This window comes from Mesorhizobium sp. WSM1497 (assembly GCF_001672455.2).
Classification (GTDB): domain Bacteria; phylum Pseudomonadota; class Alphaproteobacteria; order Rhizobiales; family Rhizobiaceae; genus Mesorhizobium; species Mesorhizobium ciceri.
Window position 1 is genome coordinate 6,476,132 of sequence record NZ_CP021070.1, and the last position, 15,766, is coordinate 6,491,897.

14 protein-coding genes and 1 pseudogene are annotated in these 15,766 nt (G+C 60.0%); 11 read left to right on the forward strand and 4 right to left on the reverse strand.

The annotated features are described in order from the left end of the window. Positions 1-889: 889 nt before the first annotated feature. Genes A9K65_RS31560 through A9K65_RS35785 form a run of 3 tightly spaced genes read left to right on the forward strand, consistent with a single transcriptional unit; the run spans position 890 to position 1,855 of the window. A complete protein-coding gene (locus A9K65_RS31560) occupies positions 890-1,090 on the forward strand; it encodes a hypothetical protein (RefSeq protein ID WP_064993548.1) in 201 nt (66 codons plus the stop codon). Then, positions 1,087-1,608, forward strand: coding sequence for a hypothetical protein (locus A9K65_RS31565; protein ID WP_064993549.1), 522 nt, complete (start codon positions 1,087-1,089; stop codon positions 1,606-1,608). Before A9K65_RS31560 ends, A9K65_RS31565 begins: the two co-directional genes overlap by 4 nt. A gap of 46 nt (positions 1,609-1,654) precedes the next feature. Beyond that, the gene (locus A9K65_RS35785; protein WP_176479567.1) at positions 1,655-1,855 is read left to right on the forward strand and encodes a hypothetical protein; all 201 of its coding nucleotides are present in this window, start codon (positions 1,655-1,657) and stop codon (positions 1,853-1,855) included. A 418-nt stretch (positions 1,856-2,273) separates the two neighbouring features. Here A9K65_RS35785 and A9K65_RS31580 read toward each other — a convergent pair whose 3' ends face one another. Further along, positions 2,274-2,492 (reverse strand): hypothetical protein, encoded by a 219-nt coding sequence (locus A9K65_RS31580; RefSeq protein ID WP_064993551.1) that lies wholly within the window; start codon positions 2,490-2,492, stop codon positions 2,274-2,276. A gap of 368 nt (positions 2,493-2,860) precedes the next feature. After that, on the reverse strand, positions 2,861-4,621 hold the full coding sequence (gene nifA, locus A9K65_RS31585) for a nif-specific transcriptional activator NifA (RefSeq protein WP_064993575.1): 1,761 nt from the start codon (positions 4,619-4,621) through the stop codon (positions 2,861-2,863). A gap of 1,286 nt (positions 4,622-5,907) precedes the next feature. Between nifA and A9K65_RS31590 the strand changes: the two are divergent. The 3 genes and pseudogenes from A9K65_RS31590 to A9K65_RS31600 all read left to right on the forward strand — a co-directional run bounded on the left by A9K65_RS31590 (position 5,908) and on the right by A9K65_RS31600 (position 9,562). Further along, positions 5,908-7,301: pseudogene (locus A9K65_RS31590) on the forward strand (dicarboxylate/amino acid:cation symporter). Between the two features lie 194 nt (positions 7,302-7,495). Next, on the forward strand, positions 7,496-8,560 hold the full coding sequence (locus A9K65_RS31595) for a LacI family DNA-binding transcriptional regulator (protein WP_064993576.1): 1,065 nt from the start codon (positions 7,496-7,498) through the stop codon (positions 8,558-8,560). 162 nt (positions 8,561-8,722) lie between these two features. Then, positions 8,723-9,562, forward strand: coding sequence for a TIM barrel protein (locus tag A9K65_RS31600; protein ID WP_064993577.1), 840 nt, complete (start codon positions 8,723-8,725; stop codon positions 9,560-9,562). Positions 9,563-9,576: 14 nt separating this feature from the next. On the opposite strand, the gene A9K65_RS31605 is transcribed toward A9K65_RS31600, so the two are convergent. Further along, positions 9,577-10,494: a LysR family transcriptional regulator gene (locus tag A9K65_RS31605; RefSeq protein ID WP_064993553.1), complete on the reverse strand. Its 918-nt coding sequence runs from the start codon at positions 10,492-10,494 to the stop codon at positions 9,577-9,579. Between the two features lie 157 nt (positions 10,495-10,651). On the opposite strand from A9K65_RS31605, the gene A9K65_RS31610 reads away from it, so the two are divergent. The 5 genes from A9K65_RS31610 (at position 10,652) to A9K65_RS35790 (ending at position 14,701) form a co-directional block, all read left to right on the forward strand. Next, positions 10,652-11,242 (forward strand): NodA family N-acyltransferase, encoded by a 591-nt coding sequence (locus A9K65_RS31610; RefSeq protein ID WP_064993554.1) that lies wholly within the window; start codon positions 10,652-10,654, stop codon positions 11,240-11,242. 213 nt (positions 11,243-11,455) lie between these two features. Further along, positions 11,456-11,737 carry an acyl carrier protein gene (locus A9K65_RS31615; RefSeq protein WP_064993555.1) on the forward strand — a complete coding sequence of 94 codons (282 nt, stop codon included), beginning with the start codon at positions 11,456-11,458 and terminating at the stop codon, positions 11,735-11,737. Next, the gene (locus A9K65_RS31620) at positions 11,738-12,946 is read left to right on the forward strand and encodes a beta-ketoacyl-[acyl-carrier-protein] synthase family protein (protein WP_064993556.1); all 1,209 of its coding nucleotides are present in this window, start codon (positions 11,738-11,740) and stop codon (positions 12,944-12,946) included. A gap of 285 nt (positions 12,947-13,231) precedes the next feature. Then, entirely contained in the window at positions 13,232-13,969 is a 738-nt protein-coding gene (gene fabG, locus A9K65_RS31625; RefSeq protein WP_064993557.1) for a 3-oxoacyl-[acyl-carrier-protein] reductase, read from the forward strand. A gap of 234 nt (positions 13,970-14,203) precedes the next feature. Further along, positions 14,204-14,701: a hypothetical protein gene (locus tag A9K65_RS35790; protein ID WP_064993558.1), complete on the forward strand. Its 498-nt coding sequence runs from the start codon at positions 14,204-14,206 to the stop codon at positions 14,699-14,701. On the opposite strand, the gene A9K65_RS31635 is transcribed toward A9K65_RS35790, so the two are convergent. Continuing rightward, the gene (locus A9K65_RS31635; protein WP_064993559.1) at positions 14,689-15,672 is read right to left on the reverse strand and encodes a LysR family transcriptional regulator; all 984 of its coding nucleotides are present in this window, start codon (positions 15,670-15,672) and stop codon (positions 14,689-14,691) included. The genes A9K65_RS35790 and A9K65_RS31635 overlap by 13 nt on opposite strands. Positions 15,673-15,766 lie beyond the last annotated feature (94 nt).

Genomic DNA, 15,766 nt, shown 5'->3' on the forward strand with positions numbered 1-15,766 from the left:
CCAGCCGTCTGGTGCAAGGCACCTCCCCGCTGTTTGTGGGAGCGTAATCGACGAACCCGCGACCAGTCTACGTTCGCCCCAGTCGCGTTCCAGTAGCCGCGTCGCTCAACCATCATTGCCGAAGCTGGCCGTCTTCGCCGTGTTCATCGCCAGTTTCTAGGTTCTGCCTGCTGGACACTCGACACAGCCGTCAGCCAATATCGAGGCCAGCCCGCCTTTTCCAAGTTCGGCGACGGCAGGCTACGTCTCACCGGGATGAGGCCGGCAAGTCTGCGGGCGTCAGCGTGAGAACTCATTTTCGGGCATAGTTCGAGCACTCCTTCGCAAGATCGCGTCAATCCAGCAGACGGCACGTGTTGTGCAGCATCGGCGAATGCGGTCCGACTACCGGCCTTTCGTTAAGGGCGGGGCGTTCCCGACCATGGCAGGAGCACCAATTGCGCTATCCGCTCGCCTTTTTCCTCTCGAGTGCCGCAGATGCGATCGCTCCGTCTCGCCGGCGTCTCCATCTAAATGCTGGGCGCGAGCTGACGATCTCGCGCAAGCAGGCGCTCGCTTTTCTGGCCGATCCCGACGCCTATCTCACCGGAAACCGCTGTGAGCTCGATGATACCTCAGCGCTACGAATACGAGACCTTCGGGGCACGGCACATCCCCTCGCGCAACGTGGCCACGGCGCTCTGGCCTCCGCCAGCAAGGGCCAACTCAGATAGCACCCCAGAGACGAAAACCACGTGAACCTGCACACGCGCCAGCCGGCGACGACTGCGCAATCGACAAGTGACCTGCACGCCCGGCATTTTGCTGTTGTCGGCGCTCTCCTTGGCACGAGGATTGCGTGACCGTTACCGAAATAGCAAGGAATTCGAAACCGTTAGCAGGAGTAAAGATGGATACCGCACAATTGGACCGGGAGATCCACAAGATCGCCAACCAATGCGTGACCGAGGCCAGGGCAGTCGTCAAGAATCGAGGGCTCCAGCCCCAGGAACTAACCGCGAAAACGGTCGCTGCCGGCGTCGACACTGTCGAGATCGTACGCTCGGCCGACGCGGCCATGAGCAAGGTTGACGAGGGGACGTGGCTGTGACGACGATCGCCTACAAACACGGCGTAATGGCCGCCGACAGCCGTGCCTACGGCGCCGGCCTGGGGTCAATCGGCTCCAAGCTCAAAATCCGCCGTCTTCCGGATGGACGCCTGATTGGCGCAACGACTCCCCAGGTTGGCGCCGGTGAGGCCATTCTGGACTGGTACGCCGCTGGCGCTGACGTTCACAACACGCCAGAGGGTGTAAAAGGCTCCAACGTCGGTCTGCTGGTCGTTCATCCCGACGGGCGCGCTCAAGTGGCGTCTGGCGCCTGGACACTGACCGGCATGCTCGAAAGCCCCTATTTTGTTGTCGGCAGCGGCTCCCATTACGCGGAGGCCATTCTCGAATCCGGCGGGACCTCACAGCAGGCTGTAGAGATCGCCTGCAAGTTCGATTCGCACTCCGGGCTCCCGGTCGTGTCCCTGATGCACGGAGCGCCCTGCCCTTCCCCGCGCCACCCCAGGCGGGCCAAGTGGCTGTCGTGGGTCGGCAGGAGGTTCAAGATTTCGGGCTAGTTATCGTCGCAGCTGCCGGCCGTGACAATAGGATGAAGGGAGTCTGATGGGGTACAAACCAACGCGGCACAAGCCGCGCGAGGCAGCCCTGATCCGCTTGATCATCAACGGGTTCGGCGGCCCAGCGCCGGCGCCGCTAGTAGCGATCGCGCTGCTGGCGACGTCGGCCATCCAGTTCGCCGGCGTACCGGTCTCAGTCGTGGCGCTATTGTTCTTGCGCCGCCAGCTGGAGGAATCTTTCAGTTAAGGCCCCGAGGCGTTGCTTCAATCACTCTGTAGACAGTGGTCGGGTCTTCGCCTGGATCAGGAGTTCGCGTGACTCGTCGGACATCGCAGCTGTGAGGGTCACCCTTCGTGCGTACCCTGTGTTTGGCATTGACGAGACCTTTCCCTTGCCGGCGCAAGCAACGTCGTCAGATGAATGACCAACATCAGGCGTGAATCAGCAAGAGCGGGCAAACCACACCAGCGGCTTCTGAGGACCGCGGACACCTTGCGCTTGTCGGACATGACCTGGACGAAAGCGGACACACACGGAGCATTGTCGATCCAGACATGGACGAATCCCGCCGATGCCGAGGAGGCGATTGACTACGCCCGTTTGCCGCCGGTGATGCGATGTCCGACGAGGCCAAGGCCGGCCCAGCTCTTGATGTCGAGATGAACTACTTCGCCGGGATGCTCCCGCTACCGGGCGCCTGGGACCCGGCTCCGACGCACCGAACCTGTTCAGGCCCAAACCGCCAGTCGGCCGCTGCAACGATCCATTGCTCTGCGATCACCGATCCATCGTACAAGTCCTCGTCAATAAGGTGTGCGGCCTGCCAAGGGTTCTCTTCGATCTTGGTCGGCACGCCCTTCCAGATTTTCCTTTCAAAAGACATCGTGGGCTCCTGCGAAAAGGCGGGCCCGCAATTTAAAGGCGGGCCCGCAATTTACAGGAGTCTTTAGCATGGACGTGTTCTACACCAAAAAGGATAGCGAGCGCACAGAGCTCATATCGGGTGGTAGCACCGGTCACCGGTTCCTCGTTCTATTTTGCTTTACATAACGGCCACCTGTCGTTGGGGCCAACCAGGTCGAAACAGCTTGAAATTGGCCTCCTGCCCGCCAATCTCATTGCTAGGTAGCAAAGCGTCATGGCCCCATGTTCTTGCCTGGGTCGATCGAATCGAAATGGCGACGCGGGGACCCCACATCGCTCGTCTCAAGGCGCCAAAGCACCAAGGCTTCATCTGGTTCGGTTGATTCTTCACAGACGTTTGATCTCAATGCCGTATTTCCTCAGCGTGTAGCCAATCTGGCGCGGCGTCAGTCCAAGCAGGCGTGCCGCCTTTGCCTGGACCCAGCCACATCTTTCCATGGCCGCGATGACAGCTTCAGCACCGGTCGTTCTCGTACCGTTCAAGTGAGCTATCCTGCTGAGTGGCGGCTCCCCTGTAGTCTCAGGCGGGACTGCGACGGAGGGAGACGTACCGGCAGCAGCCGGCGTTATGGCCGCACCCCCTGGCGCCGGCAACATCGGACGCGATTGCAGCGCCAGGCTGACGGATCTGACCTTATGCAGCGCCGCTGCGAAGCATTGGCCTTGGCAGCATGCAAAGTCGCCTCTCCCTATCGATGCCCCCATCGCCAGAACGGCTGTCCGATACACGCAGTTCTGGAGCTCGCGAATGTTGCCGGGAAAATCACAGTTCATCAGCACTTCAACCGCACCGGGATCGAGGGTCATCGTAACGCCGTTCTCATCATTGAAATTTTTGAGAAACTCGGCTGCGAGGAGCGGAATATCACTGCGCCTTTCGCGCAGCGCCGGCACCCGCACCGTAAACACATTGATGCGGTAATAGAGGTCCTCCCGGAACTCATTTCTGGCAACTGCCTCTTCCAGGTTCTTGTTCGTGGCAGCGATGATCCGAACATCGACTTTGACGGTCTGGTTGCCGCCGACGCGCTCGAACTCCTGCTCCTGCAGCACACGCAAGAGCTTTGCCTGGAACGATGGCGAGATCTCGCCGATCTCGTCCAGGAACAGCGTCCCTTTGTCGGCGAGCTCAAAGCGCCCCTTGCGCGAGTTGAACGCGCTTGTGAATGCGCCCTTCTCGTGACCGAACAATTCGGATTCCAGGACTGTCTCGGATAGCGCAGCGCAATTGACCTTGATGAAGGGGCGTTTGGCGCGCGGCGACAAATCATGGAGGGCCTTGGCGACCTTCTCCTTCCCGGTACCCGACTCGCCTCGCAACAGAACCGCAATCTTGAGCTTGGCTACGACCTGGATATTCTCAATCAGATCGCGAAACGGCAAACTGTCGCCAATCATCCCCTCGATGTGAATCTTGTTACGCTGCCGCGCCGGTTGGTTCTGCTTTGGCTGCAAGTCGTGCTGGGCCATGGGTTGCTGGCGACCGCCCCCTAGGGAGCGACGAAACTTGACTGTCTGACCTACCAAATTAGCGATTTGGTTGAGCAGATAGAGGTTGTGATCGAGCCAAGCTCTTGGGTCTTCGCCCAGTACGTGGTCGATGGTCAGTGTGCCCACGACATCCGCATCGACGCGAATGGGAACGCCGATGAAGGACACTGCTGCGTTGTTGGAGACCCCGAGCACGTCCGTGTCGGCGGCGGTGAAAGCCGAATGAAAGGCGATGTTCTCGGTGACCAGGGGCGTGCCCGCCCTCATAATGTGGTCGATCGCGTTCCGCGGCACACGGCGGCTCTCGCTCGAGCCGGCGCCGAAGATTTCCAGTTCGCCATGACTGTTTAAGAGAGAGATGATGCCGTGCCGCATCGGCAGAAACGATCGCAGAATATCTACGACCTTTGTCAACGTGACATCGAGCGCGGAGGGGGCGGCAAGTGCTGTAGTAAATATTTCCACTACGCCGGCAAGCTCGCTCTCACGTGACGGCAGAGTAGCGGATTCCATTTTGGCGTCGTGAAGCGATGGGCAGCATGACGGCGTCTGCTCAGCACTTTCTTCAGATTGGCGATTGTTGTCATGATTTAGCATGTCATCCTCCATTCCGGGCCGCGACAGCAACGCCGCGCCATGTGGGCCTGCGACGTCGCCGGGCGTAGAGGCCCTGGTCAAATGGCATCGGCGCCCCAGCCACCGTTGGCCGGGACCGGCATGAGTTTCTTCGCCCCGTAGGCCGCCGCAGATTGGCGCACTTGCTCGCGCGTCGGAGCCACGAGTGCTTGGGACGTCGATAGAAACAATCGTGACGCGGGGTTGGCGGCAGCACGCCGGAGTTCCGCAGGAGGCATAAGACGAAAAGTAGGTCTCGGTTTTTGGCTTCGGTCAGGGTCCGATGAAAGGCAGGCACGAAAAATGCGGGAGGCGATGCTCGATGCATAGCTGGACTATCCTTAGTGAATCGGGGCGCTCTACAGGCTCTTCCGGTGGCCACCACTGCTGCTCGGAACGAGATGGGCAGTCAACAGCTGCTCGGAACGATGTGGCCAATCAACCGAACTTCCTTGCATTTCTGAAAGGATGAGAGAGGCTATGATAGAATCCATCATTCAGATTCTAGGAGATCGATGGGAACGGCAAAGATGTTTGCCCCGGCGTCTCGAGGGTGCCTGGCGCGCTGAGCGAGCCGACGCATTTGCGCGCTTCTATCGCCGGCAATCGCTGCCGACGTCCTCCTGGTTCCGGCTCGCTGAGTGACCGCGACAATCGTTCATTCCTCGCTATTTGATGCCATTCCCACGAGAGCAGGCTGGCGCGTGCCATGGCGCGAAGTTGTCGTCGTGCGGGCTTCAGTGTTCGTGCTGCAAAGCATCTCCTCAATCACACGGTTGCGCCAGGACCCGCGGGATCAATCGGTCTGTCGACGGCCCCTTCGAGACGCTCTGCTTCGGCGGGAGCGCGGCCAGAGCACGCTCGTGTAGGTGATCCTCCACTCCGGTGGCGGTCGGTCGCAAATACGACAAGGAAGCGGGGACATCGGGGCGCCAGAGACACAACCGGCGGCCGCTCTGCCAGGCAAAGCAATTACTGCACGGCGCCCTGTCAATCCTCTTTCTTCTACCGGACCGTATTGCTTCGACGCGGCACAATGCCGAGCCTAAGTGCGGGATTTCGCCCAGGATCAGGCAGCCAGTGCGGAAACCCGCACAAACCTCGGGGACACCGGGTGACCGAGCGTCTGAACATGCACGATTGGGCGCGGGATTTCCACTTGGCACGACGCTTGCAGCCGAAACGACAGCAGCGCTCGACCGGAGCGCCGCGATGGAGAAGCGCGGGAAGGGAGGAGGCCCACCCCGATCCGGTCAGGGAGAGAAAAGCTGTTGGCTCCACCGATTCGAAGCGCCGGTCCCCCAGCCCGCAAGGCCTTCTACGCCCAACTGTACGTGCAGGTGCTTACCGCCATCGCCCTCGGTGTCGCAGTCGGCTATTTGTATCCGGGCACCGGAGAGGCTCTGAAGCCGCTGGGCGATGCTTTCATCAAGCTCGTGAAGATGATTATCGCACCTGTGATCTTTCTAACCGTAACGACCGGCATTGCGGGCATGAACGATCTCAAGAAGGTCGGCCGGGTCGCCGGCAAGGCGATGATCTATTTCCTCACCTTCTCGAGCCTCGCATTGATCGTCGGTCTCATTGTCGCCAATGTCGTTCAACCCGGCTCTGGCCTCGATATCGATCCGGCCTCGCTCGATGGCCAGGCCGTGCAGGGCTATGTGGCCAAGGTCCACGATCAGTCGGTGACCGGCTTCCTCATGAACATCATCCCGTCAACTATCGTTGGTGCCTTCGCCGAAGGCAACATCCTGCAGGTCCTGTTCTTCTCGATTCTGTTCGGCAGCGCTCTGGCGATGGCCGGAGACACCGGCAAGCCTGTGCTTTCCTTGCTTCAAGCGCTACTCGCGCCGGTGTTCAAGCTGGTCGGCATCCTGATGCAGGCCGCGCCCGTCGGCGCTTTCGGCGCCATGGCCTTCACAATCGGCAAATATGGCATCGGTTCAGTGGCCAACCTCGCCATGCTGGTCGCGACGTTCTATTTCACCGCATTCGTCTTCGTGTTCGGGATTCTTGGCGCGGTGTGCCGATACAACGGTTTCTCAATCTTTTCTCTCGTGCGATACATCAAGGAAGAGCTGCTGCTGGTCCTGGCAACGTCCTCCTCGGAGGCTGCGCTGCCCTCGCTCATGGAGAAAATGGAGAAGGCAGGCGCCAAGCGTTCCGTCGTGGGTCTCGTCATCCCGACGGGATATTCCTTCAATCTGGACGGTACCAATATCTATATGACGCTTGCCGCCCTCTTCATCGCCCAGGCAACGAACACGCATTTGTCGGTTGCCGATCAGATTCTCCTGTTGGTCGTCGCGATGCTTTCCTCGAAGGGTGCCGCAGGTATTACGGGGGCTGGCTTCGTCACGTTGGCCGCCACGCTTTCCGTAATACCAACTGTTCCCGTTGCTGGGATGGCTCTGATCCTTGGTGTGGACCGCTTCATGTCCGAATGCCGAGCGCTGACGAATGTAGTGGGTAACGCGGTGGCTGCGCTCGTCGTCGCCCGCTGGGAAGGCGAATTGGACGAAGCGCGCATGAAAGCCGCCTTCTGCGGGAGCTTGCCGAGAGACTAAACCGGCCACCCCGCCCCAGCAAGATTGCTGCAGCGCGACCAATCAAGTCGCCGCGCTGTCATCAGCACGAAACAATCGGCTCGCGGCTCTAAACAGCGCGTCGCGAGACACAAGATCAGAAGCGCCAATGCGGTGAATCAAGAAACATGGATGCCTTACGCAAACGAAACCGAGAGCGACGAATGCTCGGTTGCTCCTTGAGCGCTGTTCATTGGATAGGTTGCCGATCGTGGAGCATGTCGAAATCTTCACGTTGCCGCCCGGAACCGTCGCCGGGACCGGGCCGATGACACAGGGACAGCCGATCAGAATTGGCGCGACGGCCAAGCGCCCCACAATTGCCGATCTCGCCCGCGAAGCCGGAGTGAGCGTAGCAACGGTCGATCGCGTCCTGAACGATCGTCTTCCGGTGCGGGAGCGGACCGCGCGGCTGGTCAATGAAGCCGCCCACGCGATCGGCTATCATGCGGCGGGTCTCATCAAACAGCGCTTGCAACGGGACCTGCCGCAGTACCGGCTAGGCTTCATCCTGAGAAAGCCGGCCCAGCATTTCTACCAAGATTTCGCGCGCGAGGTCGAAGCAGCGGTTACTTCGGCCGAGACCTTCCATGGCACTCCGGTTATCGAATTCGCGCCTTCGCATTCGCCCGGGGAGCTGGCGGCTAGCCTCAGGAATCTTGGTAGGCGCTGTCACGCGATCGGCATGGTGGCGCCAGACCACCCTAAGATCACGGCGGCAGTCGAGGAGCTCAAGGCAAAAGGCATCCCGGTTTTCTCGCTGCTTTCTGACTTCGCCGCTGGCGCGCGCGAGGGCTACGTAGGTCTCAACAACCACAGGGTCGGGCGCACGGCAGCTTGGATGTTCTCCAAAGCCGCTAAACGGCCTGGCAAAGTGGCGGTGTTTGTCGGCAGCCACCGTTTCCAGAGTCATGAGCTGCGGGAAAGCGGCTTCCGCTCCTATTTCCGTGAGAACGAGCCAGCATTCGAGGTGCTCGATACGCTCTTGAACTTTGAGAAACGACAGATCACTTACGAGGCGCTACTGCATCTTATGCAGCGGGAACCTGAGCTCGTCGGGTTCTACGTGGCCGGCGGTGGCATGGAGGGTGCCATCTCCGCGCTCCGGGACGAGTGCAACGGTCAGGATCTCGTCGTGATCGTGAATGAAATCACGCCGGAGTCACGGGCGGCTCTCGCGGATGACATCGTCACGATGGCGCTCGCCACGCCACTGCGCCGACTTTGCCAGGAGCTGATGCTGCTGATGGACCGCGCCCTCAAGAACGGCACGGCGGAGACATCGGGCCAGACATTTCTGCCGTTCGATATCTATGTGCCGGAGAATATCTGAATGATGTGATTCTATCAGTGCGTGCCAATTTTCTATCATAAATGCAAGAATCGCTCGATTGACTAGCCTGCTCCAATCAGCTTTGTGCATCCGCCTGCGGTGGGGCGCGCGGAGAAGCCAGACAAGACTGGCGCCGCACTTTTTGAAGGAAAAGCCAAGCCCATGCGCCAGGTATCTCCCCGCTTTGCGCTGGAAGACATGGCGGCGCCTTCTGTCGACGTCAGTGCAATTTTCGCAATTGCGCGTGATCAGGGCCTGACCGATGTTCAAATCCGTGACCATCGTTTCAGCAATCCTGTTGCACGCGCCATTCCGGCTGCTGAGGTCCGCTCGGCCGCTACCGAAGCCGGCGTCACGATAATTTCGATGAACGCTTTGCAGCGCTTCGACGACTGGACTGCCATCCGCCGGGCGGAGGCGAGCAAGCTGGCCGACTACGCTGCGGCGTGCGGGGCCAAGACGGTCGTGCTGGTGCCAGTCAACCACGGCTCGCGCGCCAGCGCTGGCGAGCGCCATGACTGTCTCCGCCTCGCTCTAAACGCGCTCAAGCCGGTCCTCCAATCGCGCGGCCTTGTCGGCCTGATTGAGCCGCTGGGCTTTCGAACCTGCTCGCTCCGATCAAAGAAGGAAGCGGTCGAGGCGATTGCCGCGGTTGACGGCCAGACCGTGTTTCGCCTGATGCACGATACGTTCCACCACACGCTCGCCGGCGAGGCCTCCTTGTTTGGCGAGCTTACCGGACTGGCGCACATTTCAGGCGTGAACGACCCGATGTTCTGGATTTGCCCGGATCGCCTTCTTGGAGGTTCTGACAATGCCAGTCAGATCCAGGCGCTGCTTGACCATGGCTATGCGGGACCCTTCTCGTTCGAACTGGTAGAGGAAGTGTGCACGATTGACGAGCTCGCTGGCGCGCTTGCCGCCAGTATTGATTTCATCCAGCGCGTGCTGTCGACGCGAAAGCAGTTGGTCGAAGAGGTAGAAAGCGAAATGGACGTGTAAAGCCTCGCGTGTTGTCACAGCGGAACAGCCATGCGAGCTGCCTCCTGCATCATTACCTCGCGCATCCAGACGCTTGCCGGATCGGTATTATGGAGTGCTGGCCATTGGACCGCTTCGGTGAAAGCAGGAAGCGGCAGCGGAAGTTCCACAATCTGAAGGGGGAAGGTTTTTTCGAAGTGCTTAACCAGCCGGAAGGGCATGGTCGCAATACGAGCCGTGCCGGACACCATGGGTGGGATCATGCTGAAGCCCTGCACGGCCACCTCGACACGTCTTTTAAGACCATGCTCGAGTAAGAACCATTCCTCGACGGACGGCATCAGCGAACGTCCGAACCTGACCGAGACGTGCCTCATCGACAGGTATCTCTCGAATGTAAGTTGCCGTCTCAGCTGCCTGTTCGTGGGACAGCCGACGCATACGAGCCTCTCGTCGAACAAGGCCACGCTCGAATGCGCGCTCGACGTGAACAAATCTGGAAGAACTACAAAATCGACGTCGCCGCGCCCGAGGAGCTCATCGGGGCTATCGTTGACAGGCAGCAATTCGAAACTGACGGCGGGGGCTTCCCGGGCAACACGCTCCACGACTTTCTCAAAAAAAACGAGCGTGGCGAAATCGGAAATAGTGATCCTGAAGCGACGATCGGATCGAGCCGGGTCAAACGGATCGGAAGAAATAATCGTACGCTGGATGTGCAGCAGAGCGTCGCGAACTGCGGGGCCAAGTGCTGCCGCACGTGACGTCAGAATACGTTCGCGGCCGTTCATGCTGAACAGTTCATCGCCGAAAAAATCGCGCAGTCGGGCGACGGCCGCACTCATCGCCGGCTGACTGAGATTGATCCGGCGTGCCGCCGCCGAGAGATTGCGCTCGGCCAGCAATGCGTCCAGCACGACGAGAAGATTGAGATCAAGCCCCCTGAAACGCATTTCTGCGGCTATCCATAGAGTGGATACCTTCCATCGAAACAAAGGATTTTATCATTGTGCTGAAATCTCGCATGGACAAACACCTGACGCACCGATCACCGCTGCCTCTATGCCGTGATGAGCGTCTTAAGGACAACCCGAAAGGAGAAATTCTTCCATGCGCTCTGCCGTGCAGTGGAGGTTATGCTGGGAAAATAGCTTGCAAGTGGCCGACCATGTCGAGCTCTCCGATTTCTTCCGAAAGATCTATGGACGAAACGGGGTCTTCGGCGCAAAGCCATTCGAAGGTGGCCGCAGTTGGGCCGGCGCAAGACCCGAACTCCGCCTTATTGCCAGCGACCCTGAGGGCGTAGCGGCACACATCGGAATACTGCGCCGCTTCATCAAGGTTGGCGACGTCGATGTTCTTGTGGCTGAGTTGGGCCTGTATGGCGTTCGTCAGGATCTTGAGAAGCTCGGAATCAGCTTTTCTATGCGCGCCGTATATCCCGTCCTGCAGCAGATGGGGGTTCCCTTCGCTTTCGGCACGGTTCGGCACGCCATGCGTAACCATGTTGAGAGGTACTGCAGAGAGGGCATAGCCACCATTGTGCCAGGCGTCCGGGTCCGTTCGAGCCGCGCAAATGTGCATCACGACCTGCCGTCCACGCGCCTGGATGACGTACTCGTGTTGGTATCGCCAATTGGACGCTCCATGGACGAATGGCCCTCCGGCACGCTGATCGACCGCAACGGTCCGGAGCTGTGAAGCTTCGGGGCTGCATATCCGTCCCGAGTGGCTACGGCCTCCCAGCAAGATTCTTCGCCATCGCGGCCTGCGCCGCAGGCCAGCCGGACTTATCCGGCTCCATGGGCGTTAAGCTTCTTCAGTTGCAGAAGTTTGATGGCTGGTTCCCCGATGCGCGCGGCTCAAGGAGTTATGTCGCGCCACGTAAAAACAAGCTGAAATGGAAAGAGACAAATGTCTGATCAACTTATAACGGAAGTCATTGAGATAATCAGGAAGCGCATCGAATCGGAGAACGCCGAGGGAACGACTGCAGCATCCGTCGGCGAAATAACCACTGCGAACGAAGTGACTGCGCTCGGGATCGATTCACTGGGGTTGGCGGACGTGCTCTGGGATCTCGAGCAGGCGTACGGCATCAAGATCGAGATGAACTCGGCCGATGCGTGGTCTGATCTCCAAACTGTCGGGGACATGGTGGAAGCCATCCGCGGCTTGCTCAACAAGGCGGCTTGAATGGATCGCCGGGTCGTCATCACTGGACTGGGCGGGCTGTGCGGGCTGGGCACCGATGTCGGGTCCATCTGGAAAGGCATGCGCGAGGGCCGATCGGCCATCGGTCCCATTGTCAATGCACAGCTTCACGGACTGGAGGGCGCGATCGGCGCCGAGATCAAGACGCTGCCTGAGCACGACATTGAGCCTCGGCAGCTGCTCTCCATGGGACGTTTCAGCCTGCTTGCCGTGCTTGCAGCACGCGAAGCCATGCGACAGTCCGGACTCTCCTGCGATGAAGGCAATGCCCATCGCTTTGGCGCAATAGTGGGTGCCGGCTTCGGCGGCTTCGATGCGACCGAGAAAGGCTACCGCGACGTCCTTTTGGGGGGAGCGTCCCGCGTTGAACTGTTCTCGGGAGTAAAGGCGATGCCGAGCGCGGCTGCGTGCCAGGTCAGCATGAGCCTCGGCCTTCGCGGGCCGGTCTTCGCCGTCACCACCGCCTGTGCATCGGGCAATCATGCGATTGCCTCGGCCGTAGACCAGATCAAGTATGGCCGGGCCGACGTGATGCTTGCGGGAGGCAGCGACGCGGCGTTCGTGTACATGATGATGAAGGCATGGGAAGCCATGCGCGTGCTCGCTCCGGACACTTGCCGGCCCTTCTCCGCGGACCGGAAGGGAGTGGTGCTGGGCGAAGGTGCGGGCATGGCCGTACTGGAAAGCTATGAGCATGCTACCGCCCGGGGTGCAAAGATTCTTGCCGAGGTCGCGGGCATCGGTCTGTCTGCCGATGCCTCCCACATCGCCGCGCCGGCAGTTCACGGGCCGGAAGGCGCGATGCGCGCCTGCCTTGCCGATGCGAAACTGAATCCAGAGGACGTCGAGTACCTGAACGCGCACGGCACCGGCACCAAGGCCAACGATCAAATCGAAACGGCGGCGATCAAGCGAGTCTTCGGTGAGCATGCTCATTCGATGTCCGTCTCTTCCACCAAATCCACCCACGGTCACTGCCTAGGTGCAGCCAGCGCGATTGAAATGATCGCCTGTGTGATGGCGATTCAGGAGGGCGTGGTACCTCCGACCGCCAACTATCGCGAGCCAGACCCCGATTGCGATCTCGATGTCACGCCCAACGTGCCGCGCGAGCGTAAGGTGCGTGTGGCCATGAGCAACGCGTTTGCCATGGGGGGCACGAACGCAGTTCTAGCGTTCAAGCACGTATAGTGAGCGTCCATGTCGCCGCAAAGTCCTTCCGCGAGCCTTGCTAGACAGTCTGAACGCTCTCCCAGTGTCCACCAGTCAGCTCCAGGTGGTCAGATCGGTCGAGCCGCGTCTGGTCGTGCGGCCGATGCCGCCGCAACCCAATTGGTGCGTGAACTCACCAAGGCCGTTTGGCTGGATAAAATATTACGTCGCCGCGGATCGGGAGCGCCCAGGAAGCCATCCATCGAGCCGAGACTTCCGGCAGGCGAAACCGAATTCGCCGGCCTGAAGAGAAGAGGACAAGATATGTTCGAATTGAAGGGCCGCAAGGCGCTCGTCACCGGGGCATCGGGAGGCATCGGCGAGGCGATAGCCAGGATACTGCATGCGCAGGGCGCCATTGTCGGCCTGCATGGTACGCGCATCGAAAAGCTGGAGACGCTGGCCAACGAACTGGGCGACCGGGTCAAGCTGTTTCCGGCCAACCTGTCGAACCGCGACGAGGTCAAGGCGCTTGGCCAGAAGACGGAGGCCGATCTCGAAGGGGTTGACATCCTGGTCAACAATGCCGGCATCACCAAGGACGGCCTGTTCGTGCGCATGTCGGACGCCGATTGGGACTCAGTGCTCGAGGTCAACCTGACCGCCGTTTTCCGGCTGACCCGGGAACTGACCCACCCGATGATGCGCCGCCGCCACGGCCGCATCATCAACATCACTTCAGTTTCGGGTATCACCGGTAATTCGGGCCAGACCAACTACTCAGCTTCCAAGGCCGGCATGATCGGTTTCTCCAAGTCTCTGGCGCAGGAGATCGCCACCCGCAACATCACCGTCAACTGCGTCGCCCCGGGCTTCATCGAATCGGCCATGACCGACAAGCTCAACGACAAGCAGAAAGAGGCGATTATGGCGGCGATCCCGACCCGGCGGATGGGCACCAGCGCTGAAGTCGCGTCCGCGGTTGCCTACCTCGCCTCCGATGAAGCAGCCTACGTCAGCGGCCAGACCGTCCACGTCAATGGCGGCATGGCCATGATCTGAGCACGGGTAACCGGAGCCTACCTTGTCGTAGGCATCGCGCGACAGGTCTCACCGCCGGGGTTTGCAGGGCATGTGCTGCTGCATGCGGATCAAACGTCCGCGGCGCTTGTCGTAAACGGTTCATCCCGCAGCCCGGCCACGGCTGCACCCATGGCCGTGCGATGAGTTTGATACGCGTGCCGCGGAAGCGCAACAGGGGTCTCAAAGCCAGGCGCAGGCCTTTCCAGGGTCGTCATGGCGACCAAGATCCTTGCGCTCACCGATCCGCTCGGCACTTGTGTGCTTCGTCCCCCGTCAGGAGGCCGCTTCGATACGGGGTTTCGCCCGCGCATCGAGGGCGTCGCCTTCGGCGATCCGATCGCCGACACGGGGTTCAACATCAACACCATCATTGCCGATCTGAACGAGCGCGGCGCCAGGATCGCAATCCAGCACGATCCGAGGCGCGCCTTGCCGCCGCCTCTCGATCTGGAAGCGTCATCTGATCGAGAACTTCTTCTGCACCCAAGCGTATGGCAGGACAACTCCAACCAGAGCTTCGAAGCGAGCATCGACCGCAACCCTGGCATAACCCACGATGGGCCTCAGACCAAGGCCAGCCAAGATGCGAACCGGATGAGGTACCGACCAGAGACATGCACTTCGAGCTCCGCTCCTCGCTCCGGGCGTCTCACAGTCTGCAAGCGCAACACCTGCCGATCAGCTGACGATCTGTCGCCTCAGGCAACATGAGTGTGGGCGGTAACGGCCGACACAAATCCAGGAGCGCTGGGGGCCTCGCGTGGATTCGCAGGAGTAGCAAGTCGGGATGCTTCCTGCACCATTATCTCCCGCATCCAGATGCTGGCTGGATCACCGTTGTGGTTGGCCAGCCATTGGACGGCTTCGGTGAAAACGGGAAGCGGCAGTGGAAGTTCGACGACCTTAAGGGGGAACGTTCTTTCGAAGTGCTTAACCAGCCGGAAGGGCACGGACGAAATACGAGCTGTGCCGGACACCATTGGCGGCACCATGCTGAAGCCCTGCACCTCGACTTCGACACGTCTTTTTAGGCCGTGCTCGAGCAAGAACAGTTCCTCGATAGAGGGCTTGCGCCAACGTCCGAACCTGACGCAGACGTGCCTCATCGACAGGTATCTCTCAAATGTAAGCTGCCGTGGCAGCTGCTTGTTGGCGGCACAGCCCACGCATACCAGCTTCTCATCGAAAAGCGCCACGCTTGGAAACGCGCCCGACATGAACATATTCGGAAGAATTACAAAGTCGATGTCGCCGCGCCGGAGGAGCTCGTCTGGGTAGTCATCGAGTGGCAGCAATTCGAACGTGACGGCGGGGGCTTCACGAGCGACACGCTCCACGACTTTTTCAAAAAAAACGAGCGTGGCGAAATCGGAAATAATGATCCTAAAGCGTCGATCGGATCGAGCCGGGTCAAACGGATCCGAAGAAATAATCGAGGACTGGATACGCAGGAGAGCGTCGCGGACTGCGGGGGCAAGTGCAATCGCTCGTGCGGTCAGGATGCGCTCTCGACCGTTCATACTGAACAGTTCATCACCGAAAAAGTCGCGCAGCCGGGCGACAGCCGCACTCATGGCCGGCTGGCTTAGGTTTATGCGGCGTGCCGCCGCCGAGAGAGTGCGCTCGGCCAGCAATGCGTCCAGCACAACGAGAAGGTTGAGATCAAGCCCCTTGAAACGCATGCGTGCGGCTATCCATAGAGTGGATACCTTTCATCGAAACAAACGATTTTACCAGTTTTGCTGAACGTCGCATAGGGACCTCACAAGAGATGTA

Bases quoted from the DNA above. Each gene is read 5' to 3' on its own strand.
- A9K65_RS31560 (WP_064993548.1), top strand. From the start codon at position 890: ATGGATACCGCACAATTGGACCGGGAGATCCACAAGATCGCCAACCAA.
- A9K65_RS35785 (WP_176479567.1), top strand. From the start codon at position 1,655: ATGGGGTACAAACCAACGCGGCACAAGCCGCGCGAGGCAGCCCTGATC.
- A9K65_RS31580 (WP_064993551.1), bottom strand. From the start codon at position 2,492: ATGTCTTTTGAAAGGAAAATCTGGAAGGGCGTGCCGACCAAGATCGAA.
- nifA (WP_064993575.1), bottom strand. From the start codon at position 4,621: ATGCTAAATCATGACAACAATCGCCAATCTGAAGAAAGTGCTGAGCAG.
- A9K65_RS31595 (WP_064993576.1), top strand. From the start codon at position 7,496: ATGACACAGGGACAGCCGATCAGAATTGGCGCGACGGCCAAGCGCCCC.
- A9K65_RS31600 (WP_064993577.1), top strand. From the start codon at position 8,723: ATGCGCCAGGTATCTCCCCGCTTTGCGCTGGAAGACATGGCGGCGCCT.
- A9K65_RS31605 (WP_064993553.1), bottom strand. From the start codon at position 10,494: ATGCGTTTCAGGGGGCTTGATCTCAATCTTCTCGTCGTGCTGGACGCA.
- A9K65_RS31610 (WP_064993554.1), top strand. From the start codon at position 10,652: ATGCGCTCTGCCGTGCAGTGGAGGTTATGCTGGGAAAATAGCTTGCAA.
- A9K65_RS31615 (WP_064993555.1), top strand. From the start codon at position 11,456: ATGTCTGATCAACTTATAACGGAAGTCATTGAGATAATCAGGAAGCGC.
- A9K65_RS31620 (WP_064993556.1), top strand. From the start codon at position 11,738: ATGGATCGCCGGGTCGTCATCACTGGACTGGGCGGGCTGTGCGGGCTG.
- fabG (WP_064993557.1), top strand. From the start codon at position 13,232: ATGTTCGAATTGAAGGGCCGCAAGGCGCTCGTCACCGGGGCATCGGGA.
- A9K65_RS35790 (WP_064993558.1), top strand. From the start codon at position 14,204: ATGGCGACCAAGATCCTTGCGCTCACCGATCCGCTCGGCACTTGTGTG.
- A9K65_RS31635 (WP_064993559.1), bottom strand. From the start codon at position 15,672: ATGCGTTTCAAGGGGCTTGATCTCAACCTTCTCGTTGTGCTGGACGCA.